The sequence below is a fragment of the Dokdonella immobilis genome (assembly GCF_900115085.1).
Lineage (GTDB): Bacteria > Pseudomonadota > Gammaproteobacteria > Xanthomonadales > Rhodanobacteraceae > Dokdonella > Dokdonella immobilis.
In genome coordinates, this window is sequence record NZ_FOVF01000019.1 from 56,371 (window position 1) to 81,547 (window position 25,177).

At 66.7% G+C, this 25,177-nt stretch carries 24 protein-coding genes; 13 read left to right on the forward strand and 11 right to left on the reverse strand.

The window, feature by feature from the left end; all coding sequences use genetic code 11:
- Positions 1-9 precede the first annotated feature (9 nt).
- The 3 genes from BM125_RS13045 to BM125_RS13055 all read right to left on the reverse strand — a co-directional run bounded on the left by BM125_RS13045 (position 10) and on the right by BM125_RS13055 (position 3,302).
- Entirely contained in the window at positions 10-1,542 is a 1,533-nt protein-coding gene (locus BM125_RS13045) for a DHA2 family efflux MFS transporter permease subunit (protein WP_217647868.1), read from the reverse strand.
- Between the two features lie 163 nt (positions 1,543-1,705).
- Complete coding sequence (locus BM125_RS13050) at positions 1,706-2,830, reverse strand: HlyD family secretion protein (RefSeq protein WP_092408664.1); 1,125 nt, start codon at positions 2,828-2,830, stop codon at positions 1,706-1,708.
- 13 nt (positions 2,831-2,843) lie between these two features.
- Positions 2,844-3,302: a MarR family winged helix-turn-helix transcriptional regulator gene (locus BM125_RS13055; RefSeq protein ID WP_092408666.1), complete on the reverse strand. Its 459-nt coding sequence runs from the start codon at positions 3,300-3,302 to the stop codon at positions 2,844-2,846.
- Positions 3,303-3,449: 147 nt separating this feature from the next.
- Between BM125_RS13055 and BM125_RS13060 the strand changes: the two genes are divergently transcribed.
- On the forward strand, positions 3,450-3,971 hold the full coding sequence (locus BM125_RS13060) for an O-acetyl-ADP-ribose deacetylase (RefSeq protein WP_092408668.1): 522 nt from the start codon (positions 3,450-3,452) through the stop codon (positions 3,969-3,971).
- 14 nt (positions 3,972-3,985) lie between these two features.
- Here the strand turns inward: BM125_RS13060 and BM125_RS13065 are convergent, their stop codons facing one another.
- Positions 3,986-4,738, reverse strand: coding sequence for an NYN domain-containing protein (locus BM125_RS13065; RefSeq protein WP_092408670.1), 753 nt, complete (start codon positions 4,736-4,738; stop codon positions 3,986-3,988).
- Between the two features lie 191 nt (positions 4,739-4,929).
- Between BM125_RS13065 and BM125_RS13070 the strand changes: the two genes are divergently transcribed.
- The 4 genes from BM125_RS13070 (at position 4,930) to BM125_RS13085 (ending at position 11,033) form a co-directional block, all read left to right on the forward strand.
- The gene (locus BM125_RS13070) at positions 4,930-6,729 is read left to right on the forward strand and encodes an assimilatory sulfite reductase (NADPH) flavoprotein subunit (RefSeq protein WP_092408672.1); all 1,800 of its coding nucleotides are present in this window, start codon (positions 4,930-4,932) and stop codon (positions 6,727-6,729) included.
- A gap of 33 nt (positions 6,730-6,762) precedes the next feature.
- Positions 6,763-8,454 carry an assimilatory sulfite reductase (NADPH) hemoprotein subunit gene (gene cysI, locus BM125_RS13075; RefSeq protein WP_092408674.1) on the forward strand — a complete coding sequence of 564 codons (1,692 nt, stop codon included), beginning with the start codon at positions 6,763-6,765 and terminating at the stop codon, positions 8,452-8,454.
- The gene (locus BM125_RS13080) at positions 8,451-9,176 is read left to right on the forward strand and encodes a phosphoadenylyl-sulfate reductase (protein WP_092408676.1); all 726 of its coding nucleotides are present in this window, start codon (positions 8,451-8,453) and stop codon (positions 9,174-9,176) included. Before cysI ends, BM125_RS13080 begins: the two co-directional genes overlap by 4 nt.
- 93 nt (positions 9,177-9,269) lie before the next feature.
- Positions 9,270-11,033, forward strand: coding sequence for a bifunctional sulfate adenylyltransferase/adenylylsulfate kinase (locus BM125_RS13085; RefSeq protein WP_092408679.1), 1,764 nt, complete (start codon positions 9,270-9,272; stop codon positions 11,031-11,033).
- 132 nt (positions 11,034-11,165) lie between these two features.
- On the opposite strand, the gene BM125_RS13090 is transcribed toward BM125_RS13085, so the two are convergent.
- Complete coding sequence (locus BM125_RS13090) at positions 11,166-12,164, reverse strand: LysR substrate-binding domain-containing protein (RefSeq protein ID WP_092408714.1); 999 nt, start codon at positions 12,162-12,164, stop codon at positions 11,166-11,168.
- A 242-nt stretch (positions 12,165-12,406) separates the two neighbouring features.
- Between BM125_RS13090 and cysG the strand changes: the two genes are divergently transcribed.
- The 8 genes from cysG to BM125_RS13130 all read left to right on the forward strand — a co-directional run bounded on the left by cysG (position 12,407) and on the right by BM125_RS13130 (position 20,419).
- Positions 12,407-13,837, forward strand: a complete 1,431-nt coding sequence (gene cysG / locus BM125_RS13095) for a siroheme synthase CysG (protein WP_092408681.1) — start codon at positions 12,407-12,409, stop codon at positions 13,835-13,837.
- Between the two features lie 22 nt (positions 13,838-13,859).
- Positions 13,860-14,816 (forward strand): cysteine synthase A, encoded by a 957-nt coding sequence (gene cysK / locus BM125_RS13100; RefSeq protein WP_092408682.1) that lies wholly within the window; start codon positions 13,860-13,862, stop codon positions 14,814-14,816.
- A 412-nt stretch (positions 14,817-15,228) separates the two neighbouring features.
- Positions 15,229-16,221, forward strand: coding sequence for a GlxA family transcriptional regulator (locus tag BM125_RS13105; RefSeq protein WP_217647869.1), 993 nt, complete (start codon positions 15,229-15,231; stop codon positions 16,219-16,221).
- A 204-nt stretch (positions 16,222-16,425) separates the two neighbouring features.
- Complete coding sequence (locus BM125_RS13110) at positions 16,426-17,370, forward strand: sulfurtransferase (protein ID WP_092408684.1); 945 nt, start codon at positions 16,426-16,428, stop codon at positions 17,368-17,370.
- A 1-nt stretch (position 17,371) separates the two neighbouring features.
- Positions 17,372-17,878 (forward strand): YeeE/YedE thiosulfate transporter family protein, encoded by a 507-nt coding sequence (locus tag BM125_RS13115; protein WP_217647870.1) that lies wholly within the window; start codon positions 17,372-17,374, stop codon positions 17,876-17,878.
- The gene (locus BM125_RS13120) at positions 17,875-18,417 is read left to right on the forward strand and encodes a YeeE/YedE thiosulfate transporter family protein (RefSeq protein WP_092408686.1); all 543 of its coding nucleotides are present in this window, start codon (positions 17,875-17,877) and stop codon (positions 18,415-18,417) included. The genes BM125_RS13115 and BM125_RS13120 overlap by 4 nt, the downstream gene beginning before the upstream one ends.
- Complete coding sequence (locus BM125_RS13125) at positions 18,414-19,031, forward strand: rhodanese-like domain-containing protein (RefSeq protein WP_092408688.1); 618 nt, start codon at positions 18,414-18,416, stop codon at positions 19,029-19,031. Before BM125_RS13120 ends, BM125_RS13125 begins: the two co-directional genes overlap by 4 nt.
- Positions 19,028-20,419, forward strand: a complete 1,392-nt coding sequence (locus BM125_RS13130; RefSeq protein WP_092408690.1) for an aminotransferase class V-fold PLP-dependent enzyme — start codon at positions 19,028-19,030, stop codon at positions 20,417-20,419. The genes BM125_RS13125 and BM125_RS13130 overlap by 4 nt, the downstream gene beginning before the upstream one ends.
- 94 nt (positions 20,420-20,513) lie before the next feature.
- On the opposite strand, the gene BM125_RS13135 is transcribed toward BM125_RS13130, so the two are convergent.
- From BM125_RS13135 to BM125_RS20455, 6 genes are all read right to left on the reverse strand, one after another.
- Positions 20,514-21,524: a class I fructose-bisphosphate aldolase gene (locus BM125_RS13135; protein WP_092408692.1), complete on the reverse strand. Its 1,011-nt coding sequence runs from the start codon at positions 21,522-21,524 to the stop codon at positions 20,514-20,516.
- A gap of 178 nt (positions 21,525-21,702) precedes the next feature.
- Complete coding sequence (locus tag BM125_RS13140) at positions 21,703-22,155, reverse strand: energy transducer TonB (protein WP_092408694.1); 453 nt, start codon at positions 22,153-22,155, stop codon at positions 21,703-21,705.
- A 163-nt stretch (positions 22,156-22,318) separates the two neighbouring features.
- Positions 22,319-23,080, reverse strand: a complete 762-nt coding sequence (locus BM125_RS13145) for a LytR/AlgR family response regulator transcription factor (protein ID WP_092408696.1) — start codon at positions 23,078-23,080, stop codon at positions 22,319-22,321.
- Positions 23,077-24,129, reverse strand: coding sequence for a sensor histidine kinase (locus BM125_RS13150; RefSeq protein ID WP_092408698.1), 1,053 nt, complete (start codon positions 24,127-24,129; stop codon positions 23,077-23,079). The genes BM125_RS13145 and BM125_RS13150 overlap by 4 nt, the downstream gene beginning before the upstream one ends.
- A gap of 48 nt (positions 24,130-24,177) precedes the next feature.
- Positions 24,178-24,723, reverse strand: coding sequence for an ester cyclase (locus BM125_RS13155; RefSeq protein WP_092408700.1), 546 nt, complete (start codon positions 24,721-24,723; stop codon positions 24,178-24,180).
- A 128-nt stretch (positions 24,724-24,851) separates the two neighbouring features.
- The coding region (locus tag BM125_RS20455) for a hypothetical protein (protein WP_217647871.1) at positions 24,852-25,177 on the reverse strand (326 nt) is incomplete at its 5' end.

Genomic DNA, 25,177 nt, shown 5'->3' on the forward strand with positions numbered 1-25,177 from the left:
GGGCCTGCGTCAGTGGTCCATTGCCAGCTCGGGCGCCGGCTTCGCCATCTGGCGCCGCGGAATGCGGAACAGAAGCAGGAAGGGTAACGCGCCAAGGGTAAGCCACATCATCAGCCAGAAGTCATTGATGTAGGCAATGGCGGCCGCCTGGCGGGTCACCTCGGCGTTCAGCGCGGCCAGTCCCTGCAACGAATCCGGATTCAGGATACCGCCCGGGACGTTGAGCGAATACGGCGTGATCCGCGAGGCCAGTTCGGCATGGTTGAGCTGGGTACCGCGGGCGATCAGGGTGAACATGATCGATATGCCGAAGCTGGAACCGATATTACGAGCCAGGCTGAAGATGCCGGCCGCCTCGGTGCGCGAACGACCGGGCAGGGTCGCATAGGCCAGGGTCGAGACCGGCACGAAAACCAGACCCAGCCCGAGCCCCTGGATCACGCCGACATTGATGATCGGCCAGATCGGAACGTCGGGTCCGAATTGCGCGCTCATGCCGAGCGACACCGCGATCAGCACGATGCCGGTCGCCATCGGCAGGCGCGGATCGATGCCACGGGCCAGCAGGCGGCCAACCGTGGTCATCGCGACCAGGGTGCCGACGCCGCGCGGCGCAAGCAGCAGGCCGGTGGTCACCACCGGGTAGTTCATGAGGTTCTGCAGGTACGGCGGCATCAGGGCCATGGTCGCGAACAGCAACACGCCCACGATGAAGATGAACAGCGTGGCGACACCGAAATTGCGGTCGCGCAGCAGGGCAAGGTTGACGAAGGTCCGCTCGCTGCTGCGCCAGTGCACCCAGTACAGGTAGAAGCCGAGGAAGGCCAGGGCCAGGTCGATCTGGATCTCGATCGAGGAAAACCAGTCCTTCTCGTTGCCGCGGTCGAGCATCAGCTGCAGGGCGGCGATGCCGATGGCGAGGAAGGCGAAGCCGCGCCAGTCGAAGCGGCTCGGTTCGACCTCGTCCTTCGGCACGCTGGCGAGCACGCCGAGCAAGGCGACGATGCCCACTGGCACGTTGATCAGGAAGACCCAGTGCCAGCTGTAGTTGTCGGTCAGCCAGCCGCCCAGCGGGGGCCCGACGATCGGCCCGACCATCACGCCCATACCCCACAGGGCCATGGCCGCGCCATGCTTCTCGGGTGGGAACGCATCGAGCAGGGACGATTGCGAGATCGGCACCAGCGCCGCTCCGAACAGGCCCTGCAGTATGCGGAAAGCGACCATTTCGCCGATGCCCGTGGCCATTCCGCAAAGCACCGAGGCCACGGTGAACCCGGCGATCGCAACGACCAGCAGGTGGCGGCGGCCGAAGCGCGAGGCCAGCCAGCCGGTCGCCGGCGTGGCAATCGCGGCGGCGACGATGTAGGACGTCAGGATCCAGGCCGCCTGGTCCTGGGTGGCCGACAGCGAACCCTGCATGTCGGGCAGGGCGACATTGGCGATCGTCGAATCGATCACCTGCATCAGTGTCGCCAGCATGATCGAAACGACCAGCAGCGGCAGGTTGGGAACCTCGCGATGTGAAGGGATCGTGCTCATGTGGGTTCCGGGATATCGGCGGTTCGCGATGACCGGCCTTTCGGCTGTTTGAAAAGGGGTATACCGGCTATTCCGATGATGAAAAAAAGGGTTTCCGATACGCGAAGGGAGAAGCGGCTCTTGGCTTACCGAATCCCGAATCCCGAATCTCGAATCCCGCTTCTCAACGGCTCAACGCCACGCGCGGCTCGCCCGCATCACTGCCTGTCCAGCGACCGAGCAGTGAGTTCTGCCTGCCGGTATCGATTTCGACATCGGCACTCATGCCGGCGCGCAGAACCATGCCGTCCTGGCTGGCCGTCTCGATGGCCAGTCGCACCGGGATGCGCTGCACGATCTTGACCCAGTTGCCGGTCGCGTTCTGTGCCGGCAGGATCGAGAACTGCGAGCCCGAGGCCGGGCTGATCGAGGCCACGGTCGCGGTCCACTTGTGGCCCGGGAAGGTGTCGACCTCGATCGTCGCCGGCTGGCCGACGCGCACGTTGGTCAGGTCGGTTTCCTTGAAGTTGCCCTCGACCCAGAGCGTGTTCGAGACCAGCGGCATCGCCGCCTGGCCGACATTCAGATAGTCGCCCGGCTGCAGGTGCATCTTGCCGATCGTGCCGTCGATCGGCGCGCGCACTTCGGCATGCGAAAGATCGAGCCTGGCCTTGGCCAACTGGGCCATGGCCACGCGGTAGCCGGACAGATCCTCGAGCGGCGTGTCGACGGCGCCGCCGAGCATGGTGCGGGCCTTGGCCAGGGTGGCCGCATCGCTGTCGCGCGTGCCGCGGGCCGTGGCGACTTCGGCGGCCGCGTCGTCGAGCGCCTTCTGCGCGACCAGGCCCTTGGCGCGCAGCTCCTGCACACGCTTGAGCTGGGCCTCGTTGTTGCGCAGGGTCGCTTCGGACGAGCGCAGGTCGGCGCTGGCCGAACGATAGGTATCGCGCGACGCATTCAGATAGTCGCCAGCCGCTGCGATCTGCGCCTGCATCTGCTCGACCGCGATCTGCAGCGGCTCCGGGTCGATGCGGAACAGCAGGTCGCCCTTGTGCACGGCCTGGTTCTCGTGCACGGCAACCTCGACCACGCGGCCGCCGATCTGCGGTGCGATCGTGACCTGGTCGGCCTGCACGTAGGCATTGTCGGTCGAGGTGTAGCGCCCGGCCGTGATGTAGAACCAGCCCGCCACGAGGGCGACGACGAGCGGCCCGGCGATCCAGAGCACGCGGTTGCGGAGTCGACCGCGGGGCCTGGCGGTATCGGTCTCGACGCGGGCGGCAATTTCGGTGGGCTGTTGGCTAGTCATGGCAGGCTCGGGCTCAGGATTCGTGGGACTCGTTGGCAGACTCGATCGCGGAAAGATTCGCGCGAAGCTGCTTGAGGACGCGTTGGAAGGCGCCAAAATCGCCGTCGTCGATGTTGACCAGGGATTCCCGGCGCAACTCCGCGGCGATGACTTCCATGTCGTCGGTGACACCGTGCGCCTTGACAGTCAGGTACAGACGCCAGCGACGGCGATCGTTCGGGTCGGCGCGGCGCTCGACGAACCCGGCCACGGCCAGGCGATCGATGACACGGCCAACCGCGATCGGCTCCATTTCGAGAAACTCGGCCAGTTCGCTCTGGCTCAGCCCCTCGCGGCGGCGTATCGATTTGAGCGCGCGCCATTGCGCACGGGTCAGGCCAAGACGAAGCGCGCGACGGTCGAAGTGCTTGCGGAACAGGCAGGTGACGTCGTGGAGGTCGTAGGCGAACGAGGAGTCAGGGGTCGATTTCATGGCTGCCGTGGATATTATGTCCTAGGCAGGTAAATTACAATACCCGAGGGTTCATTATTCCGGCCTCGTTCATCCGGCAGGCTGCCGCGACGGTACGGCGCTCCTCGAAGGCTTGGCATGCAGGGCGCGCGGACCGATAGTGGACGCATGATCCGGATCCTCGAAGCCGACCTCACCGAACAGCGCGTCGACGCCATCGTCAACGCCGCCAACGAGACCTTGCTCGGTGGCGGCGGCGTGGACGGCGCCATCCACCGTGCGGCGGGGCCGGACCTGTTGCGCGCCTGCCGGGCCCTGCCCGAGGTCCGACCCGGAATACGCTGCCCGACCGGCGAGGCCAGACTGACCGGAGGCTATGCCCTGCCCGCACGCTACGTCATCCATACGGTCGGACCCGTCTGGAACGGTGGCGATGCCGGCGAGCCCGGCCTGCTCGCCGCGTGCTATCGGAACTGCCTCGAACTGGCCCGGCAAAAGGCGCTGGCCACGATCGCGTTCCCGGCGATCAGCTGCGGCGTGTTCGGCTATCCGCCGGAGCTGGCCGCACGCATCGCCCTGCGCGAAATCGACGCGCATGCCTGGAGCGGGCTCGAAATCACCGTCTGCTGCTTCGGATCGCGCATCCTCGAGAGCTACCGCCGTGCCGCGGGAGCACGCGACATCGACTGACCGGGCGGCTCCCTTCAGCCTGAGCCCTTGCGCCGCTCGCGCAGGTAGACCGACTTGCCGGGCCCGGCGCCGACCACGCGCTCCTCGATATCGAACAGCTTGCTCGCGGCGACCAGCTCGCGCAGCTTGCGGAAGCCGTAGTTGCGTGGGTCGAAATCGGGCGTCTGCTTGGCGATGTAACTGCCGACCGGGGAGAGGTTGGCCCAGCCGCTGTCGTCGGACGACGCTTCGACCGCCTTGCGCAACAAGCTGGCCAGCTTGCGGTCCTTGCCGATCTGGCTGGCCGCCCTGGTCTGGCGCGCCGGAGCGTCGGCCTCGTCCTCCTTGTCGATGAGGATATCGGTGTAGATGAACTTGTCACAGGCGGCGACGAACGGGGTCGGTGTCTTGCGCTCGCCGAAGCCGTAGACGGTCAGCCCCGACTCACGCACCCGCATCGCGATGCGGGTGAAGTCGCTGTCGCTGGAGACGATGCAGAAGCCATCGAAGCGTTCGCTGTAGAGCAGGTCCATGGCGTCGATGATCATCGCCGAATCAGTCGCGTTCTTGCCGGTCGTATAACGGAACTGCTGGATCGGCTGGATCGAATGCGAGAGCAGCACTTCCTTCCAGCCCTTCAGTTGCGGGCTGGTCCAGTCGCCGTAGATGCGCTTGACGCTCGCCGTGCCGTACTTGCCGACCTCGGCGAGCAGGCCATCGACGATCGACGGCTGCGCGTTGTCGGCGTCGATGAGTACCGCGAGCTTGCTCGACGCGGGGCTGTTCATCGGGTCGTGGTCCTTTTCCCGGGATGGCATGGCAAGGACCAGCATACCGCCTCGACACGGGCAAGTCGCGGTGCACATGCCGCCTGCGCATATCGGCATGAGCAAATCTACCTTCTCGCCGCGGCAGCGACTCCGTAGCGTGCATTGCATCCGGCCAAATGGCCGTCCATATCCGGATCCACGCGCCGCCCATGTCCGCCCAGTTCGCCAGCCCGCCGCCGATGCCGCTGCCCGCAGACAAGGGCCAGCTGCTGGCGCGCCTGGTCGACGGACTCGACAGCCATGCCTTGTGGTGGCTGTCGGGCTACAGCGCCGGACTCGCGGCGAAGCCGGCCCAGCACGGGGTAGCGACCAGCGCGCCGCAGCAATCGCCAGCGGCGCTTGCCACGATCGTGTTCGGGAGCCAGACCGGCAATGCCCGACGCATCGCCGAACGCCTCGCTGCCGATATCGAGCGCAGCGGCGGCGCAGTACGCCTGGTGCGCGCCGACGCCTATCCGCTGCGCGAACTGAAAACCGAACGGCTTCTCTACGTGGTCATCAGTACCCAGGGCGAGGGCGATCCGCCCGACGATGCGCGCGCCTTCGTCGAACACCTGGCCGGCAAGCGCGCGCCGCGGCTGGACGACCTGCGCTTTGCCGTGCTCGGACTCGGCGATTCGAGCTATCCGCAATTCAACGCGGTCGGTCGCCTGCTCGACCAGCGCCTGGCTGCGCTCGGCGCGCAGCGCCTGTTTGCGCGCGGCGAGGCCGATCTCGACATCGGGACAGTCGCCGACCCGTGGCTGCAGCAGGCCGTCGAGCGTGCGCGTGAACTCGAACCGAAGCCGGTACAGCGAGCCAGCGTCGTGCCGCTGCGCCACGCCGCGGTCAAGGTCCACGACCGCGATCACCCGTTCGCCGCCGAACTGCTGGCCAACCAGCGCATCACCGCACGCGACAGCGACCGCGACGTGCGCCATGTCGAACTGTCGCTGGAGGGCTCCGGCCTCGACTACGAGCCAGGCGACGCACTCGGCGTCTGGCCGCGTAATGCGCCGGCACTGGTCGACGACGTGCTCGATACGCTCGAGCTCGACGGCGAATCCCCGGTCACTGTCTCGGATGAGACCCTGACCCTGCGCACCTGGCTCGAATCGCGGCGCGAACTGACCCGTCTGGCACGCCCGTTCGTGGCCCGGCATGCCGCGGTATCCGGCCAGGGCGCGCTGAACCGCCTGCTCGCACCCGAGCAGGCGGAAAGCCTGCGTGGCCTGCTCGAAAGCCACCAGGTCATCGACCTGCTGCGCGCCTGGCCGGCGCGCTGGGACGCCGATGACCTCGTTGCTGCGTTGCGACCGCTGACGCCAAGGCTCTACTCGATCGCCTCGAGCCGCAAGCTGGTCGGCGAGGAAGCGCACCTGACCGTTGCGCGCACGGCCTGGGACGCATTCGGCCGTTCGCACGTCGGCGCTGCTTCGGGCTTTCTCGCCGCTGCCGGCGAAGACAGCCGCATCCCGGTCTTCATCGAACGCAACGAACGCTTCCGCCTGCCGGCCGATGCCAGTCGCGACGTGATCATGATCGGCCCCGGCACCGGTGTCGCACCGTTTCGCGGGTTCCTCCAGGAGCGCGCTGCGATCGGCGCGAGCGGGCGCCACTGGCTGCTGTTCGGCAACCCGCATTTCCGCAGCGATTTTCTCTACCAGGTCGAATGGCAGGAAGCCTTGCGCGAAGGCCGACTCGACCGCCTCGATCTGGCCTTCTCGCGCGACCAGGCGGACAAGATCTACGTCCAGGACCGCCTGCGCGAGCACGGCCGCGAACTGCATGCCTGGCTCGAAGGCGGCGCCCACCTGTATGTCTGCGGCGACGCCTCGCGCATGGCCCGCGACGTGGAGAAGGCACTGCTCGCGATCCTCGCCGAACACGCCGCCACCGACCACGACGGCGCCAGCGAACGCCTCGAGGCGCTGCGTCGCGAGGGTCGTTATGCGCGCGACGTCTACTGATCCGCCACACCCTCCAGCCACCCGAATCCGATCATGAGCAGCACCACGACCCCGGTCGAACACATCAAGCGCGACAGTCGCCACCTGCGCGGCAGCCTCGCCGAGAGCCTCGGCGACGCGCACACCGGCGCGATCCGCGAGGACGACACGGTGTTGATCAAGTTCCACGGCAGCTACCAGCAGGACGACCGCGACCTGCGAGAGGAACGTCGCCAGCAGAAACTCGAACCGGCCTACAGCTTCATGATCCGCACGCGCACCCCGGGCGGCGTGGTCACGCCTTCGCAGTGGCTGGCCCTCGACGCGATCGCCACGCGCTACGCCAATGGTTCGTTGCGCATCACCACGCGCCAGGCCTTCCAGTTCCACGGCGTGATCAAACGCGAGCTCAAGGCAACGATGCAGGCGATCAACGCCAGCCTGATCGACACCGTGGCTGCATGCGGCGACGTCAATCGCAACGTGCTGGTGTCGCCGAATCCGGTCGAGTCGCGCGTGCACGCCACGGTCCATGAGCAGGCCGCGCGCCTTTCCGAGCATCTGAAGCCGAACAGCCGCGCCTACTACGAGCTCTGGCTCGACGAGGAACGTGTTGCCGGCGGCGAGTCTGAAAACGAGCCGCTGTACGGCGATACCTATCTGCCGCGCAAGTTCAAGATCGCCTTCGCGGTGCCGCCGCACAACGATGTCGATGTATTCGCCCACGATCTCGGTTTCATCGCGATCGTCGAGGACGGTGTCCTCGCCGGCTTCAATGTCACCGTCGGCGGCGGCATGGGCGCAACGCATGGCGATGCCGAGACCTACCCGCTGCTGGCCCGGACCCTCGGCTTCATCACGCCGGACCAGCTCTTCGCCACTGCCGAGGCTGTGCTGACCACGCAGCGCGATTTCGGCAACCGCGCGCTGCGCAAGCGTGCGCGCCTGAAATACACGATCGAGGATCGCGGACTCGACTGGTTCCGGAGCGAAATCGAGCGTCGCTGCGGATTCGTCATCGCTGCGGCGCGTGCGTTCGCCTTCGAGCACAACGGCGACCGTTTCGGCTGGAACGAAGGCCATGATGGTCGCTGGCACCTGACCTTGCGCATCGAGGCCGGGCGCATCGCCGATCGCAACGGCGTCTCCCACCTGAGCGGACTGCGCGAGATCGCGCGCGTGCATCGCGGCGATTTTCGCCTGACCCCGAATCAGAACCTGATCATCGCCAATGTAGAAGTCGACGACCGCGGCGCCATCGATGCCCTGATGGTGGCGCACGGCCTCGACCTGCATCGAACGGCCGGACCACTGCGTCTGAACGCGCTGGCCTGCGTCGCCTTGCCGACCTGCTCGCTGGCCATGGCCGAAGCAGAGCGTTACCTGCCCGATCTCCTGGCGAAGCTCGAACAGCGCCTGCATCGGCACGGCCTGGCCGACACCCCGATCCATCTGCGCATCTCGGGCTGCCCGAACGGCTGCTCGCGGCCCTATCTCGGCGAAATTGCCCTGGTCGGCAAGGCACCGGGTCGCTACAACCTGATGCTCGGCGCCGACCGCCGCGGCCAGCGCCTGAACCGGCTGTACCGCGAAAACATCGCGGAGGCCGACATTCTCGACACGCTCGATGCGTTGTTCGCACGTTTTTCCACCGAGCGAAGCGAAGCCGAGGATTTCGGCGATTTCCTGCTCCGCAGCGGCGTCGTTCCTGCCGCCGTGGAGATTCCCCTGAAGGTGATGGTATGAACGCACTACCCGACCTGGTTTCCGCGGCCGAAGACACGCGCGCGCTCGGCACGCTCAACGACTGGCTGGAATCGCGCAGCGCAGAAGAGCGTGTCGACTGGGCCCTCGAGACCTTGCCCGGCGAACAGGTGCTGTCGTCGAGCTTCGGCGCGCAATCGGCCGTCTCCCTGCATCTGGTCAGTCGGCAGCGAAGCGACATTCCGGTGATCCTGATCGATACCGGCTACCTGTTCGAGGAAACCTACCAGTTCGCCGACGCACTGACCGAGCGCCTCGGGCTCGACCTGCGCGTCTACCGGCCAAGAATCGGTCGGGCCTGGATGGAGGCTCGCCATGGCCGGCTCTGGGAACAGGGCCTCGAAGGCCTGCAGCGCTACGACGCCCTGCGCAAGGTCGAGCCGCTGCGGCGCGCGCTCGACGAACTCGGCGCGCGCACCTGGTTCGCCGGACTACGCCGTAGCCAGGCCAGCACGCGGGCGTCGACGCCGGTGCTCGAACTCAAGCACGGCCGCTGGAAGGTCCATCCGCTGATCGACTGGAGCGACCGCGACATCTGGCAGTACCTGAGCCGGCATGACCTGCCCTACCACCCGCTCTGGCACGAAGGCTATGTCTCGATCGGCGACGTGCACACGACGGCGCGCTGGCAGCCCGGCATGCGCGAGGAGGACACGCGCTACTTCGGGCTCAAGCGCGAATGCGGCATCCATCTGGAAGTCTGATTCACGGAGGACGGCGCCATGCGCACGTTCATTCCGCACCCCCGATCCGTCGCCCTGGCGCACGCAACTCCCACCCCACCGAAGCAAACTCCCATGTCCCAGTCCGCACTCGCCTCGCACCACGCCGACCCGCTGAACCCGCCGCACGGCCGTGTACTCAGGGAACTCTACCTGCCCGCTGCCGAGGCGTTCGCGCTCAAGCAACGCAGCGCCAGCCTGCCCGGCTGGGATCTCGACGCCCGCCAGCTCTGCGATCTCGAACTGCTGCTCAATGGCGCGTTCTCGCCACTCGATGGATTCATGACACGTCGCGACTACACGCGCGTGCTCGACGACATGCGCCTGGCCGACGGCACGCTGTGGCCGATCCCGATCGTGCTCGATGTCGACGATGCCTTCGCCGCCTCGATCAGCGTCGGCGATGAGGTGGCCCTGCGTGATCGCGAAGGCGTGCCGCTGGCCGTGCTGACGGTCGAAGACATCTACTTCGTCGACCCGCTGCAGGAGGCGCACCAGGTCTACGGCACCACCGACCGCCTGCATCCCGGCGTACTCGAATTGCTCGAACGGCGTCGACGTGTCCATCTCGGCGGTCGCGTGCGCGGCATCCAGGCTCCGCAGCACCACGACTTCATGGCGCTGCGTGACAGCCCGCGTTCACTGCGTGAGCGTCTGGGTGCGCTCGGCTGGCAGCGCGTCGTCGCCTTCCAGACTCGCAACCCGATGCATCGGGCCCACCGCGAACTGACCGTGCGCGCGGCCGAGCAGGCGAACGCAAACGTCCTGATCCAGCCCGTGGTCGGCCTGACCAAACCTGGTGATGTCGATCATTACACGCGGGTGCGCTGCTACCAGGCCTTGCTTTCGCACTATCCGGCGAATTCCGCCCAACTATCGCTGCTGCCACTGGCCATGCGCATGGCCGGGCCGCGCGAGGCGCTCTGGCACGCGATCATCCGCAAGAACTACGGCGCTACGCATTTCATCATCGGCCGCGATCATGCCGGGCCGGGCAAGGACGCCAGGGGCATTCCGTTCTACGAGCCGTTCGCGGCACAGGAACTCGTTGCCAGTCACCAGCAGGAACTCGGCATCGAGGTCGTGCCGTTTCCGGCCATGGTCTACGTCGCCAACCGCGACGTCTACCTTCCTTCCAATGAAGTGCAGGCCGGCGACGAGGTGCGCGACATTTCGGGCACCGAACTGCGCCGGCGCCTGGCCGACGGCGAGGAGATCCCGGCCTGGTTCACCTACCCCGAAGTCGTCGAGATCCTGCGCGAGCGTTATCCGGCCAAGGCCCCGAAGGGATTCGCCCTGTTCTTCACCGGACTCTCGGGCTCGGGCAAGTCGACCATCGCCCAGGCCGTGATCGCGCGCCTGCTTGAGCGCTCGGCGCGACCGATCACGTTGCTCGACGGCGACGAGGTGCGCAAGCACCTGTCGAAGGGGCTCGGTTTCTCGCGCGAGGACCGCGCCGCCAACGTGACCCGCATCGGCTATGTCGCCAGCGAGGTCGTCCGCCACGGTGGCATCGCGATCTGCGCCCCGATCGCGCCGTATCGCGACAGCCGCGCGCAGGTGCGTCGCCTGGTCGAAGCGCATGGCGCGTTCATCGAGATCCACGTCGATACCGCCCTGGAAGCCTGCGAAGCGCGGGATCGCAAGGGACTCTATGCCCAGGCCCGGGCCGGCAAGATCGCCCGGTTCACGGGCATCAGCGATCCCTACGAGGCTCCGGAAAACCCCGAACTGCACCTCGATGGCGCGGCCGCCGATCCGGCTACCCTGGCCGGTCGCATCATCGCCCTGCTGCGCAATCGCGGACTCATTGGCGATACGTCGCGTGGGCTTCGATGACCGATCACGCGTTGTCGCTTCGTCGTAGGATCGCTTTCAGGCGCGATGCTCTTCATTCATGTTGCAGAAGAGCAGCACGCCCGAGGGCGCTCCCGCCGTGTGCGGCAGATCGTAGGTGGGGGACACCGATTTTCAGGCCGCCCGCATCGTGGCCGCAGCGCGGGTCGTCGCGCGCCAGTGCGGAGGCTCGGGCCATTCCGCGGCGGCCGCACCCTGCACGACACGCACGAGGTCGCGACGGTCGATATGCGGAGCCAATGCGGCGATCAGGTCGAGCGCGTAGTCGCGTTGGACGCGATCGCGCTTGAGCACGACCCAGGTCGTGCAGGTCGGCAGAAGGCGATCGGCAGGCAACACGCAGAGATCGCCGCGATCGTCTTCGCCAAGGGCCATTTCGGCCAATACGCCAACACCGAGGCCGGCCCGCACATAGGTCTTGATCAGGTCGGCATCACGCGCCGTGACCGCCAGCCTGAGCTCGCAACCGGCCGCATCGAAGGCGCGGCGCAGCGAAGACTCGGCGGCCAGCGAGGATTCGTAGCTGACCAGCGCGTATCGGGCCAGCTCGTCGATACGCGGCGCCCGGCCCAAGGCCGCCAATGGATGCGACTGCGGCACGAGGATCCGTCGATCCCATCGATAGATCGGGATCGCCAGGTCGGCATTCGGCGGCGTGCCGGCCGTGCTGACGATGGCCAGGTCGGCCATGCCCTTGCCAAGCAGGTCCATCAACTCGGTGTCGCCATGCGGTTCCAGGCGGACACTGACATTGGCGAAACGCTGCTTGAGCGCGGCGACCGCGCCGGGCAAGACGAAACGCGCCTGGGTATGCGTGGTGACGATGACCAGCTCGCCATCGACGTCGCTGCGCAGGTTGGCCGCGAGCGCGCGGATGTTGGCCGCCTCGGCCAGGATGACCCGGGCCCGGGCAATGACCTGGGCGCCGGCTGCAGTGATCGAATCGAGACTCTTGCCCTTGCGCAGGAACACCTGGAAGCCGAGCTCGTCCTCGAGCTGCTTGAGCTGGCGCGAGACGCCGGGCTGGGTTGCGTGCAAGCGCTCCGCGGCCAGCGTGATGTTGAGGCCGGCATCGGCGATGGCAACGATGTAGCGCAGTTGGGTCAGGGTCATTTCGATCGATTCGCGAGAATACGGCTGCAGCGGTGCGGACCTTGTCGGCGCCAGCGGGCGTCGGCCGCAGCGATTGTCGATGGCCTGGCCGTACCGCATTTGCTGCCCCGCAGCATAGGCGCTCGGCAGGTCAGCGTCCACTCTGGACGTCTAGACGGCTGCGTTGCTTTCATCACCGAATCGCATAAGCCCAGAGGCTTTGGGTATTTCAGTTCGAACCAGCGGGATCCTAGGCTTGGCCGATGAGCCTGTATCCCCTGTTCGCCAATCTCAGCGGTCGCCGCGTCCTCGTAGTAGGTGGCGGCAGCGTCGGCGAACGCAAGGTGTTGGCCCTGAGCAGGACCGGGGCACGAATCGAGGTCGGCGCACCGCAGATCACGGCCCGCCTCGCCCGGCTGGTCGACAGTGGCCTGATCACGCATCGCAACGGCACCTTCGAAGACGCCTGGCTCGACCATGTCTGGCTGGTCATCGCGGCGACCGGCGAGCGCGCGCTGAACCGGCAGATCGCCGCGGCGGCGGAGGCGCGCCGACTGTTCGTCAACGTGGTCGACGATGCCGAGCTGTCGACGTTCCAGGTGCCCGCCGTGGTCGACCGCAGCCCATTGATGATCGCGATCTCGACCGGCGGCGCGGCGCCGGTGCTGGCGCGCCTCGTGCGCGAGCGCATCGAGTCGCTATTCGATGCCTCGCTCGGTCCGCTGGCGGCGCTGGCCGCGCGCTACCGCCAGCGCATCCGCCAGCGCTGGCCCGAGCTTGGCCCGCGGCGACGCTTTCTCGAATCGATGTTCGGTGGAAAGATTGCCGCCGACCTGCGCCGCCAGCGTCCGCTCGAGGCCGAACGCGCGCTGCGCGATGCACTCGAGGCTCCGCAATCCGGGGCACCGCCCGGTTCGGTCGCCGTGGTCGGGGCCGGCCCGGGGGACCCCGGACTGCTCACACTCAATGCGCTGCGCGCGCTCAATGAAGCCGACGTGATCCTGCACGACCGGCTGGTGTCCGCCGAGGTGCTCGAGCTCGCCCGCCGCGATGCGACCTTCATCGATGTCGGCAAGCAGGGCGGTGGCGCACACACATCCCAGGAATGCATCCATGCGCTGATGCTCGAACATGCGCGGGCCGGCCGGCGCGTGTTGCGGCTCAAGGGCGGCGACCCGTTCGTGTTTGGTCGTGGCGGCGAAGAACTCGAATTCCTGCGCGGGCACGGCATCGACTACACGGTCGTACCGGGGATCACCGCGGCGATCGCATGCGCGGCCTATGCGGGCATTCCGCTGACCCATCGCGAACATGCCCAGGGCGTGCGCTTCGTCACCGCCCAGCATCGGGATTCCATCGACACGCTGGATTGGCGCGCACTCGCCGCGGATCGCCAGACCCTGGCGATCTACATGGGCCTGGGCAGTCTCGAGCGGGTGGCCGACCGGCTGATCGCGCACGACCGCGCGGCCGGCACCCCGTTCGCCCTGATCGAGAATGGCTCCCGCCCTGGCCAGCGGGTCATCCGCGGTACGCTGGCCACGCTCGCCGAAAGTGCCGCGGCGCATGAGGTGCAGTCACCGGCCTTGCTCATCGTAGGGCCCGTCGCCGCATTGGCCGATCGCCTACACTGGTATGGCGCGACACCGCTGACGGCTGAGCCCGTTGCAGCGGACGCCTTGCGCGCCGCCTGAATTCAACGGAGGTTCCAGCCCCATGTCCTACGAATCGATTCTCGACACGATCGGCAATACACCCATCGTCAAACTGCAGCGCCTGGCTCCGAAAGGCGTCGAGGTCCACGTCAAGGTCGAGTCCTTCAATCCGGGTGGCTCGGTCAAGGACCGCCTCGCCCTCGCCGTCGTCCTCGACGCCGAGAAGTCGGGCAAGCTCAAGCCCGGCCAGACCATCATCGAGGCCACTTCGGGCAACACCGGCGTGGCCCTGGCCATGGTCGCCGCTGCGCGCGGCTATCCGTTCGTCGCGGTCATGGCCGAATCGTTCTCGATCGAGCGGCGCAAGCTGATCCGCGCCTACGGCGGCAAGGTCATCCTGACACCCGCCGCCGAACGCGGCACGGGCATGGTGCGCAAGGCCGAGGAACTGGCGCAGAAGCACGGCTGGTTCCTGACCCGCCAGTTCGAAAACCCGGCCAACCCGGCCTGGCATCGGAACACCACGGCCGCCGAGATCCTGCGGGATTTCGCCGGCAAGCGGCTCGACTATTTCGTTACCGGCTGGGGCACCGGCGGCACTCTGACCGGCGTCGGCGAAGTCCTGCGCGTCGCCCGTCCTGAAGTGAAGGTCGTCGCCAGCGAGCCGGCTGGCGCGGCACTGCTGTCCGGGGCGGAATGGAAGCCGCACAAGATCCAGGGCTGGACCCCCGACTTCATACCGGGCGTGCTCGACCGCAGCGTCGCCCACCAGGTGGTCACGGTCGACGACGTGGTGGCACGCGACACGGCCCGCCTGCTGGCCAGCAAGGAGGGGATCTTCGTCGGCATCTCGGCCGGCGCCACGCTGGCCTCGGCGCTCGACATCGCGCGCCAGGCGGAAGCCGGCTCGGTCGTCCTTGCCATGCTGCCCGACACCGGCGAGCGCTATCTGTCGACCTTCCTGTTCGAAGGGGTCAACGAGGGTTCCGACGACGAATGGCTGGCCTCGCTCGGATAGGCCCCGGATGGCCCGAACCCGTTGCGGGCGGGGCGACTGAAGGCGCCCGCCTCTCCGTCTCCGTTCCGACCGACCCAGTCGCAGCCTCAACTTCGCAAACCCGGTCGGGCCCGGCCTGTCGAGGTCCTCGCGAGAAGTCCGAAAGCACTTCGGCAACCGCGGCGCGAACGGCCAGATCGGGCCCTTGCGATCCGCCGAGTGAGTGGCCAGTCGACACTGTGCCTCGCGCCGGCAACGGCCTAGTCTAGGAGACTGTCGGACTTGAATGGTCGAGGCGAAGTGAGGACAGGTTTTCGACGATTCGCAGGCCCATAGTGGTTCCATGGGCCAAGAAGCGGTGGAAACATGGACCGCGCAGACGGATTTGCAGCCCGATCGCTCCAGTCCGACAGGCTCCCAGGCAATCACTGAAATGAAGGCAGCCGCCTCGATGAATCCAGCGCTGCGCCGCATCGGTATCGTCGGTTATGACGGTATCAATGCGCTCGACCTGACCGGCCCGGCCGAAGCGTTCGCAAGTGCGTTCACGAGCGACGCGCGTGGCAGGACCAGGCCGTGCTACGAATTGCTCGTCATCGCCGCCTCACGCGCGCCGTTCACCGCCGAATCGGGCGTGGTCTTCCAGCCTGCTGTCGATTTCGCGGGCGCCCCAGCCGTCGACACGATCATCGTGCCGGGCGGCATCGGAGTGCGTGAAGGCCGCGAACATGCGATCGACCGCTGGCTGGCCGACCGTGCCGCGCACACGCGACGCATTGCCAGTGTGTGCACGGGTGTCTATGCGCTCGCTCGTACCGGGCTGCTCGATGGCCGCCGCGTGACCACGCACTGGCGCCACGCCGATGACCTGCGCCGACGCTTCCCGGCCGTGTCGGTCGACGCCGACGCGCTGTTCGTCAGGGACGGCCCGTTCTATTCCGGCGCCGGCGTCACCGCCGGCATCGACCTCGCCCTGGCCCTGATCGAGGAGGATTTCGGCAGCGGCGTTGCGCTGGCAGCCGCGCGCGAGATGGTCGTCTACGTCAAGCGCTTCGGCGGCCAGAACCAGTATTCGGAACCGCTGCAGTACCAGACCCGCGCCAACGATGCCTTCGGCGATCTGGTCACCTGGATGCTAGCGAACCTCGGCGAGGATCTCTGCGTCGACCGCCTCGCCGAACGCGCGAACCTCGGTGTCCGGCATTTCAGCCGTCGTTTCAAGGCGGTATTCGGCAAGACGCCGGCCGACTTCGTGCTGTCGCTGCGCCTGACCGAGGCGCGTCGTCGCCTGAGCCTGCCGCGCAGCAATATCGATCGCATCGCAAGCTCGCTCGGCTTCGGCAGCGCGCACTCATTCCGCCGCGCGTTCGAAAAGCAGCTGGGTCTCACGCCCAAGGCCTACCGGGAACGCTTCGGCTTCGACTGAGCGATTGGGAAGAACGGCGAAACGCGACATCGCGCCCCGTCACTCTCCGTTCGGGCCGAGCCTGCCGTTCGAGCCGAGGTGAAAGTCAGCATGACTTGCGGCGCACACCGAGGTCCGAATCTGCACGCTACGGGTCCGACGGCCGGCGCGCGGGATGCCGATACTCGTGGTCGACGATGATTTCGACACACGAGGGCCTGCTCCATGTTCCGCATTCCAGGTTTGCTGGCCGCCGTCGCCTGCCTGCTGCCGATGGCAAGTGCCGCAGCGGCTGACCAATCGACGGCGCTGCCGGGTCCGCTGGTCACGCCAGCATGGCTGGCCGCGCATCTCGACGATCCGGATCTCGTGCTCCTGCACATCGGCGAGCGCGAGGGCTACGATGATGCGCACATCCCGCATGCCCGCTTCGTCACGCTCGACGATATCGCGCTTTCCGATCACAGCGGCAAGGGACTCATGCTCGAGATGCCGTCGGCTGCCGATCTGCACGATCGTCTCGGCGCGCTCGGCATCGGCGACCGCTCGCGCGTCGTCGTCTATTTCGGCAAGGACTGGGCCTCGCCGGCCACGCGTGTCGTGTTCACCCTCGATGTGGCCGGACTCGGCGATCGCAGCGCCCTGCTCGACGGCGGCATGCCGGCCTGGCAACGCGAGGGCCATGCGGTAACCCGAGAGGTCGAAAAGTCCACGGCAAGTTCGACCCTCTCGCCACTGACCATGAAACCGCTGATCGTCGACGCGGCTTTCGTGCAGACGCACGCGAAGACATCAGGCTACGCGCTCGTCGACGGCCGCGCGCGCGCGTTCTACGACGGCGTCGACACGGGGGGTGCGCACGGCGTTTCCCACCAGACCGGCCACATCGTCGGCGCACGCAGTATTCCGTTCACGTCGATCGGCAACGACGACCTGACGGTCAAGTCACCCGACGCACTGCGCACGCTGTTCGAGGTAGCCGGCGTCCAGCCCGGCGACACCGTGATCGGCTACTGCCACATCGGCCAGCAGGCAACGGCGATGCTGTTCGCGGCGCGCCTGCTTGGCCATCCCGTGCTGCTCTACGACGGCTCGTTCGAGGACTGGTCGCAGCGCGGCCTGCCGGTCGAGACGGTCGAGGCGATCGCGACGGCGTCGAAGGGCCACTGAGGTGCAACGCGCCTACGCCAACCCGTACCTCGCCGGCGTCGCGCTCGGTCTCGTCCTGCTCGCAAGCTTCGTCTTGAGCGGGCGCGGCCTCGGCGCATCGGGCGCTTTCGCGAGCGCGGCGGCCAGTGTCGCGGCCGCGTTCGACGCGAACGCGGCGACGGCGAATCGCTACTTCGCGCGCTACCTCGCCGATGGAGGTTTCGGGTCGGACTGGCTGGTCTACGAACTGCTCGGCGTCGTCATCGGCGGGGGTGCATCGGCCCTGCTGTCGGCTCGCTGGCGCGCCGAAATCGAACGCGGACCGCAGCTGTCGAGCGGTCCACGCCTGCTGTTCGCCGTCGCGGGCGGCGCCCTGATGGGCGCCGGCGCGATGCTGGCGCGCGGCTGCACGAGCGGCCAGGCCCTGACTGGCGGCGCCTTGCTCAGTGTCGGCAGTTGGGTCTTCATGCTCGCCCTGTTCGCCAGCGCCTACCTCGTCGCACCGCTCCTGCGCGGGCTCTGGCGATGAGCGCCTCGCTTGGCATCGCGCTGCTGATCGGCATCGCCTTTGGCGTGGTTCTCGAGCAGGCCGGACTCGGCCGTGCGCGCAAGCTCGTCGGGCAGTTCTACGGTACCGACTTCTGCGTATTCAAGGTCATGTTCAGCGCGATCCTGACCACCCTGCTCGGCAGCTTCTGGCTCGCCCGCCTCGGCCTCGTCGATCTCGCCGGCTTCTACGTGCCGGAAACCTTCCTGCTGCCGCAGCTTGTTGGCGGCCTCGTCTTCGGCATCGGCTTCGTCCTCGCCGGGTTGTGCCCGGGCACCGCCTGCGTGGCCGCCGCCAGCGGTCGCCTCGATGGCCTGGCCGTGATGGGCGGTCTGCTTGTCGGCATCGGCAGCTGCGGCTTGCTGTTTGACCGCTTGCAGCCGTTCTACACCAGCACCGCGTACGGGACCGTGACCCTGCCTCGACTGTTCGACCTTCCCTATGGCGTGGTCGTCTTGCTCGTGGTCGCGATGGCCCTGCTCGCGTTTCGCGTGCTGGCCCGCTTCGAGCGGCCGGCATGAGTGCGTCCCGCGCACTGGGCTGGGCGGCATTTGTGCTCGGCACGGCGGCAGCGTTCGCCGGCAGCCCGCATCGTGGCGGTGCGGTGCCACGCGCACGTGTCGATCGATTCGAGGATGCGACAGCGGACCTGCCCGCCGTATCCGCCACGCAGCTCGCCGAATGGATCCGAAGTCGCGAACCGGGCCTGCGCGTCATCGACTTGCGTTCAGCCGACGCCTTCGAGGCCTACCGGATCCCCGGCGCGCGACGCCATGATGCGGAATCACTGGATCGCCTCGCCTCTTCGGATCGCGACGTGCTCGTTCTCGTGTCTGCCGACGGCAGGATTCCCGCGCAGGCCGGCAGGCACCTTCGCAACAGCGGGGCACGCGAGATCCTTGTCCTGCGCAAGGGCGTGCGCGGCTGGCTCGAAGAGGTGATCAATCCGGTGCTGGGCGCCGGCACCACGCCCCGGGCCCGGCAGCGCATCGAGGCCCGCGCCGAACTGAGCCGCTACTTCGGCGGCCAGCCGCGTATCGGCACGCCCGGCAGCCCGTCTGCCGGCAGAGCGATGCCGGCCACGGACGATGTCGACACGGACATCGCCCACCTGCGTCGACGCGGGTGCGGATGAAGGCGCCGCTCGCATTCGATGGTTACTTCGACGAGCTGCGTCGTCGCGAATTCGCGCGCCTCGATGCGCACGGCTGCGCCTATCTCGATTACACCGGCAGCGCGCTCTACGGTGCCAGCCAGGTCGAGGCGCAGGCGCGCCTGCTCGCGGACGGCATGTTCGGCAATCCGCATTCCGAACATCGCCCCTCGCGCCATTCGGCCGAACTGATCGAAACGGCACGGCGCGCCGTCCTGGCCTGGTTCAACGTTGACGCAGACAGCCATGCCGTCTGCTTCGTCGCCAACGCCAGCGCGGCGATCAAGCTCGTCGCCGAGAGTTATCCGTTTTCGAGCCAGCGCGGCTTGATGCTGAGCGCGGACAACCACAATTCGGTCAATGGCATCCGCGAGTTCGCGCGGCGCGCTGGCGCAGCGGTCGGGACCATTCCGCTCGATTCGCAATTGCGCCTGCGGGATCCGCTGGCCCACCTGAGCGCCGCCTCGGCTTCAGGTCCAGGCCTGTTCGCCTTCCCCGCCCAATCGAACTTCTCGGGAGTGCGCCATCCGCTCGACCTCATCGCTTCGGCCCACGACCGCGGCTGGGACGTGCTGCTCGACGCCGCGGCCTTTGTGCCCTCGGGCCGGCTCGACCTGCGTCATTGTCGCGCCGATTTCACGGCTGTTTCCTTCTACAAGATGTTCGGCCTGCCGACCGGCGTCGGGGCCCTGGTCGCGCGTCGCGATGCACTGGCCCGTTTGCGGCGGCCGTGGTTCGCCGGCGGCACGGTCGACCATGCCTCGGTCCAGCTCGACCGCCACCGGCTCACTGAAGGTGCGCAGGGCCATGAGGACGGCACGCCGAATTTCCTCGACATCGGCATGATCGCGGTCGGACTCGACTTCATCGCGGCGATCGGCAACGAGCGCCTGTCGCGGCGGCTGCAGGATCTGACCGCGCATTTCCTGCGTGGACTCGTCGCGCTGCAGCATCCCTCCGGGGCGCCGCTGGTGTGCGAGTACGGTCCCGATGACAACGCAGAGCGCGGCGCGACCGTGGCCTTCAACGTGCTCGATCCGCAAGGGCGCACGCTACCGTTCCTCGAGGTCGAACAACGCGCCAGTGCGGCGGGCGTGGCGCTGCGTGGGGGTTGCTTCTGCAATCCCGGCTGTGCCGAGACGGCATTCGGATTTCAGGCAACTGCCGTGGCTCGCTGCCTCGATCGGCTCGGCGACGCCTTCAGCCTTCCGCGCTTCGCGTCCTGCCTCGGCTCCGGCATCGCCGTCGGCGCCCTGCGGGCGTCGTTCGGAGCGCCGACCAGCCTGCGCGATATCGATCGTGCGCTGAGCGTGATCGCCTCGTTTGCCGAGATCGCTGCGCGCCGTCGGATCGCATCGCGGCGGGCCTGAGCGCCACGTCGACCAGGCCAACTACGAAGGCCCAACAAAAAACGGGCGCCCGAAGGCGCCCGTTTCTTTTCAGCCACTCAGTGCAACAACGAACTCAGGCGCCCTTCTTCCACTGGCCGAGTGCGGCGAGGCCGTTTTCCCTGGCGCGCTGGGCCACGGTGCTCTGCGCCGAGGCGAAATTGGCCGCCATGTCCTTGCCCCACAGCTTCAGCGCCGCCTGCTGCATCGCGCGACCGTACGAGAACGACAGCGGCCACGGATGCGGGCCCTGCTGGTTCATCGCGTTGAGGTTGGCCGTGGCCTGCTCGTCGGACTGACCACCCGACAGGAACACGATGCCCGGCAGCGAAGCCGGCACCGAGGCCTTGAGGCAGCGGATCGTCGCGTCGGCAACGTCGTCGATGTCGGACTGTTCGGGGCAATCCTTGCCGGCCAGGACCATGCTCGCCTTGAGGATGGTGCCTTCGAGATACACATTCTGCTCGTACAGCGAAGCGAACAGGCTGCGCAGGGTCGCCTCGGTCACCTCGTAGCACTCGTCGATGTCGTGCGCGCCATCCATCAGCACTTCGGGCTCGACCATCGGCACGATGCCGGCCTCCTGGCACAGCGCGGCGTAACGTGCGAGCGCATGGCAATTGGCCTCGATGCAGGTGCCGCTCGGGGCGTCGCCGCTGATCGTGATGACCGCGCGCCACTTGGCGAATTTGGCGCCGAGCTTGGCGTATTCATTGAGCCGCTCGCGCAGGCCGTCGAGGCCTTCGGTGACGAGTTCGCCCGGGAAACCGGCCAGCGGGAACGGGCCCTTGTCGACCTTGATGCCCGGCAGGATGCCGGCATCGAGCATGAGCTTGGTGAACGGCACGCCGGCTTTGGTCGACTGGCGGATCGTCTCGTCATAGAGGATCGCACCGGAAATATGCTGGTTCAGGCCCGGCGTGGTCAGCAGCATCTCGCGGTAGGCCCGACGGTTCTCTTCGGTGTTCGGCACGCCGACTGCGTCGAAGCGCTTCTTGATCGTATTGTTCGACTCGTCGATGGCGATGATGCCCTTGCCCGGGGCAACCATGGCCTGGGCGATGCTTTCAAGCTGCTCGATACTCATGGATGGACCACTCCAGAAACAAATGCGTTGTGCCGCCACGCGAGGTGCCGGTCAGGTAGGGTTGGGAGGCTCAGGGGCGCGGAGTATAGGCCAGTTCGGGCGCGACTGCAGTCCGCCGTTGGTCGCCCCCGGGGCGGGCCAAGCAGCCCGCTCCAGCGGCGAAAAATGACGCAACCCGTTATTTTGCAGGCCTTTTTGCGCCCCACTTGCGCGCCGGTATCACGCAACGTTGCATGATCGTCTTGCGCGCCTCGGGATCCGGCGGCAGGTTGAACGGGAAGATCAGCGAGCTGAACACGCGATCCCGGCCGGCGTTGATGATGGTCGGCTCGAATTCGAGGTGGGACGCGATGCTCGCCGCCAGCTCACCGAGACCACCGGGCGGCTCGACCTTCTCGATCGTGATGTTGCTGGTCCGGCCATTGCCTTCGACGATGAACGACACCGCCGCGCATCCGGACTGTTCCATGTTCTTGCCGCCGAGCGGCGCATTGCCCTCGACCGAGGACTTCATCATCACCCAGTACTTCTCGAGATCCTCGGGCTTGACCGAGCGCGGGACCTTCTGCGCGAAAGCGAGCGAAGTCAGCACGAGGCAGGTGATCAATAGCGAGAGCGTGCGCAGGGCCATGGCTCGAACTCCGGTTTGGCGGATGCTTCAGGATACCGAATCCGGAACGGCGGGTCTTCGTTCGATGGGTGGCGGCGCGTCGGCCCAAGGATTGCGGAGCGACTGTCCGAGCAACCGGGGCAGTTCGAATCGGTCGACTCGACTGTCTGCCAGGCAGGTCCTTTTACTCCAGCAGGCGCTCGAAGGCCTTTCGATAGCGGCGGGATCCAGATACTTCGGTGCCGTCGCGCAGCACGACCACGAAATCTCCGTTGAACATCGGATGCAATTCCTTCACGCGCTCGATGTTGACCGCGGATGAGCGTGACACCTGCGCGAACCGCGCGGGATCGAGGCGGCTCATCAGGCCGGTGAGCGTCTCCCGCAACACGTGCTTGCGCGAGCCTGCGAAGACTTCGACGTAGTTTCCGGAGGACTCCACCTTGTCCACGTCGTTCACGTCGATCAACAGGATGCGCCCGTTCTGCTTGACGGCCAGGCGACGGGACCAGCGACGTGATACGCGCAGGCCGAGGTCCTCGAGCGCAGCCGCGAGGGAATCCCTGGGTTCCTCGCGCGATTCCCCGAGATGCCGGCGCGCCCTGTCCAGCGCGAGTCGAAGTCGCTCGCTGTCGATCGGCTTGAGCACATAGTCGACCGCATGGACGTCGAACGCACGCACGGCAAACTGGTCGAAGGCCGTGACGAAGATCACCGCGGGCATCTGCTCGAGGCCAACGGATTCCACGACATCGAAGCCGCTGATTTCGGGCATCTGGATATCGAGGAAAACGAGATCCGGCTGGTTCTGGGTGATGGCGGCCACGGCGGCGGCACCATCCCCGCAATGGCCAATGATTTCGACGTCGGCTTCGCCCTGCAGGCGCTTTGCAAGCCCGCGAAGGGCGGCTGGCTCATCGTCGACAAGAAGTGTACGAATGCTCACCGAGCCTCCGGAGATCCGATCGGGATCGTGATGGATGCCTGCAAACCGCCCCCGGGCGCGTTGGCCAGGACCAATGAGTGGCGGTTGCCATGGAGCAGGGCAAGCCGTGACCGGGTATTTGAAAGTCCGACACCCTCACCGGCCATCCGGTCCATGCCGATGCCGTTATCGAGCACACTCAGGCGAAGCATGTCGCCGAACCTCGTGGCAGAGATCTCGATTCGCCCCGCTCGCCCCAAGGTCGCCAACCCATGCCGCACCGCGTTCTCGACGAAGGGCTGCAGGATCAGGCTTGGGACTTTCACATCGAGCAGTTTCGGGTCGACGTCCAGCGAGTAGGTCAAACGGTCGGGGAATCGGGCCTTCTCGATGCCCAGGTAGGCCTCCAGGAAGGCAAGCTCCTCACCCAATTCCACCTCCTGCGAGGCGGAGATCTCGAGGGCCCTTCGCAACAGGTTGCTGAGCAATACCAGCACACGCTCGGCTGCATCGACATCTTCCCGCATCAACACCGCGATCGTGTTGAGCGAGTTGAACAGGAAATGCGGTTGCAGCTGCGCACGCAACGCCAGCAGCCGCGCGTCGGCAAGTTGCGCCTCCAATTGGAGTGCGCGCAACTCGCGCTCGCGAGCCGATCGGGTGAGGCGCAGGGCCTGTGCGGCACCCACGATCAGCCCGTACACCGGGACATTCAGCAGAAACGCACTTCGCACCAGGCGCACGAAGGTTTCGAGCCAGGTCTGCCCGGCGCTGATCGCGCCGATGTAGGGAGCCAATGCGGAGAAGGCCGCCAGATTGAGCGCCGCCAGCGCGGCGCCGAACGCCAGGTGGATCACGGCGGCACGAAGAGTCCGTCGACGTTCGAACGGGAACCGTGCGGCAAGTGCGATCACGATGGGCGTCAGCAACGCCCAAAGGCCCGCCCACGTGAGCCAGATCACTGTCGCCCGCGACAAGGCAACCGGTTCTTCGCGCAGTGCCCCCGATACCCATGCCTGTATCGCCAACAGAAGGCCAGCAAGCATCCACGCGACGAGAACCAGCGCCACGCGGCTTCCAAGGGATCGCTCTACTCTGGCAGACACCGCATTTCCACCCTATCGGTTCTGGGATGCGCCGGAAGGTGGCGGCATCAGTCCCAGCTGTTTGAGCAACCCCAATGAATCACCGGCTGTCCATTCTTCAGCAATCGCCCCATCCACGAAACGGAATATCGCCGTTCCGCTGGTTTGGACCTGCTTTCCGGTAGCGGGGATACCGTTCCCGACGCCCGAATTGGTGCCGCGCGCGGTCCAGCGAACCGCTACCAGATCATGCTCGGCGACGATCAGGTCGACACTCACCTTCAGATCGGGAAACGCCATGCGCCAACCCCGGGCCTCGGCCATGCCCGCATCGTGCGTGAAGGTCTTCGTTCCACCACCGTGGCCGACGAAATCATCGGTATAGGGTACGTTGAAACGCCCCTGACTCAAGCCTTCTTCAAAGACCTGTCGTGCCACCAGCTTGTTGCGACCGGATTCGTCCTCGTTCGAACGCACCGGCAAGGACGACTCACGCGCGGCATGGGCCGCCCACGCAATCGGGAGTAACGCCACCAGCAGGCCGGCGGCAATGGCCGCGTTTCGAAGTTGCGCCAACATGAACTTGCCTCTCGTTTTGAAAGTCACCGACTTCCTTCGCGACGCATCCTGGGCTCGAAGCCACCCTGTGCACGATTGAAATGTGACGACTGGAGAGATCGCCGGGGTAAACAGCTTCTCGAACGTGATCAGGCATCAGGGCGCGACATCACTGCACACGTCGTTTCCCACAAAGTCGCCATCCAGGCGAAATTCGAGTGGCCCTGGCCCTGGCTGTTGCCCTGGCTGTTGCCCTGGCTGTTGCCCTGGCCGTTGCCCTGGCTGTTGCCCTGGCTGTTGCTCCGGCTGTTGCCTTGTCCATTGCTTTTCGTTCTGGCGCGCAGGATGCGCGCTACCCGGGCCCCGTAAGCGGTGGCGGACGGGCGAAGGAAAGGCCCGCAGGGTGGGCGCAATGGATTGCGCCCAGTTCGCTGCCAGCACACGGAGGTGCTGTCAGCGAACCCCCGTAGCCCGG

Bases quoted from the DNA above. Each gene is read 5' to 3' on its own strand.
- BM125_RS13045 (WP_217647868.1), bottom strand. From the start codon at position 1,542: ATGAGCACGATCCCTTCACATCGCGAGGTTCCCAACCTGCCGCTGCTG.
- BM125_RS13050 (WP_092408664.1), bottom strand. From the start codon at position 2,830: ATGACTAGCCAACAGCCCACCGAAATTGCCGCCCGCGTCGAGACCGAT.
- BM125_RS13055 (WP_092408666.1), bottom strand. From the start codon at position 3,302: ATGAAATCGACCCCTGACTCCTCGTTCGCCTACGACCTCCACGACGTC.
- BM125_RS13060 (WP_092408668.1), top strand. From the start codon at position 3,450: ATGATCCGGATCCTCGAAGCCGACCTCACCGAACAGCGCGTCGACGCC.
- BM125_RS13065 (WP_092408670.1), bottom strand. From the start codon at position 4,738: ATGAACAGCCCCGCGTCGAGCAAGCTCGCGGTACTCATCGACGCCGAC.
- BM125_RS13070 (WP_092408672.1), top strand. From the start codon at position 4,930: ATGTCCGCCCAGTTCGCCAGCCCGCCGCCGATGCCGCTGCCCGCAGAC.
- cysI (WP_092408674.1), top strand. From the start codon at position 6,763: ATGAGCAGCACCACGACCCCGGTCGAACACATCAAGCGCGACAGTCGC.
- BM125_RS13080 (WP_092408676.1), top strand. From the start codon at position 8,451: ATGAACGCACTACCCGACCTGGTTTCCGCGGCCGAAGACACGCGCGCG.
- BM125_RS13085 (WP_092408679.1), top strand. From the start codon at position 9,270: ATGTCCCAGTCCGCACTCGCCTCGCACCACGCCGACCCGCTGAACCCG.
- BM125_RS13090 (WP_092408714.1), bottom strand. From the start codon at position 12,164: ATGACCCTGACCCAACTGCGCTACATCGTTGCCATCGCCGATGCCGGC.
- cysG (WP_092408681.1), top strand. From the start codon at position 12,407: ATGAGCCTGTATCCCCTGTTCGCCAATCTCAGCGGTCGCCGCGTCCTC.
- cysK (WP_092408682.1), top strand. From the start codon at position 13,860: ATGTCCTACGAATCGATTCTCGACACGATCGGCAATACACCCATCGTC.
- BM125_RS13105 (WP_217647869.1), top strand. From the start codon at position 15,229: ATGAAGGCAGCCGCCTCGATGAATCCAGCGCTGCGCCGCATCGGTATC.
- BM125_RS13110 (WP_092408684.1), top strand. From the start codon at position 16,426: ATGTTCCGCATTCCAGGTTTGCTGGCCGCCGTCGCCTGCCTGCTGCCG.
- BM125_RS13120 (WP_092408686.1), top strand. From the start codon at position 17,875: ATGAGCGCCTCGCTTGGCATCGCGCTGCTGATCGGCATCGCCTTTGGC.
- BM125_RS13125 (WP_092408688.1), top strand. From the start codon at position 18,414: ATGAGTGCGTCCCGCGCACTGGGCTGGGCGGCATTTGTGCTCGGCACG.
- BM125_RS13130 (WP_092408690.1), top strand. From the start codon at position 19,028: ATGAAGGCGCCGCTCGCATTCGATGGTTACTTCGACGAGCTGCGTCGT.
- BM125_RS13135 (WP_092408692.1), bottom strand. From the start codon at position 21,524: ATGAGTATCGAGCAGCTTGAAAGCATCGCCCAGGCCATGGTTGCCCCG.
- BM125_RS13140 (WP_092408694.1), bottom strand. From the start codon at position 22,155: ATGGCCCTGCGCACGCTCTCGCTATTGATCACCTGCCTCGTGCTGACT.
- BM125_RS13155 (WP_092408700.1), bottom strand. From the start codon at position 24,723: ATGTTGGCGCAACTTCGAAACGCGGCCATTGCCGCCGGCCTGCTGGTG.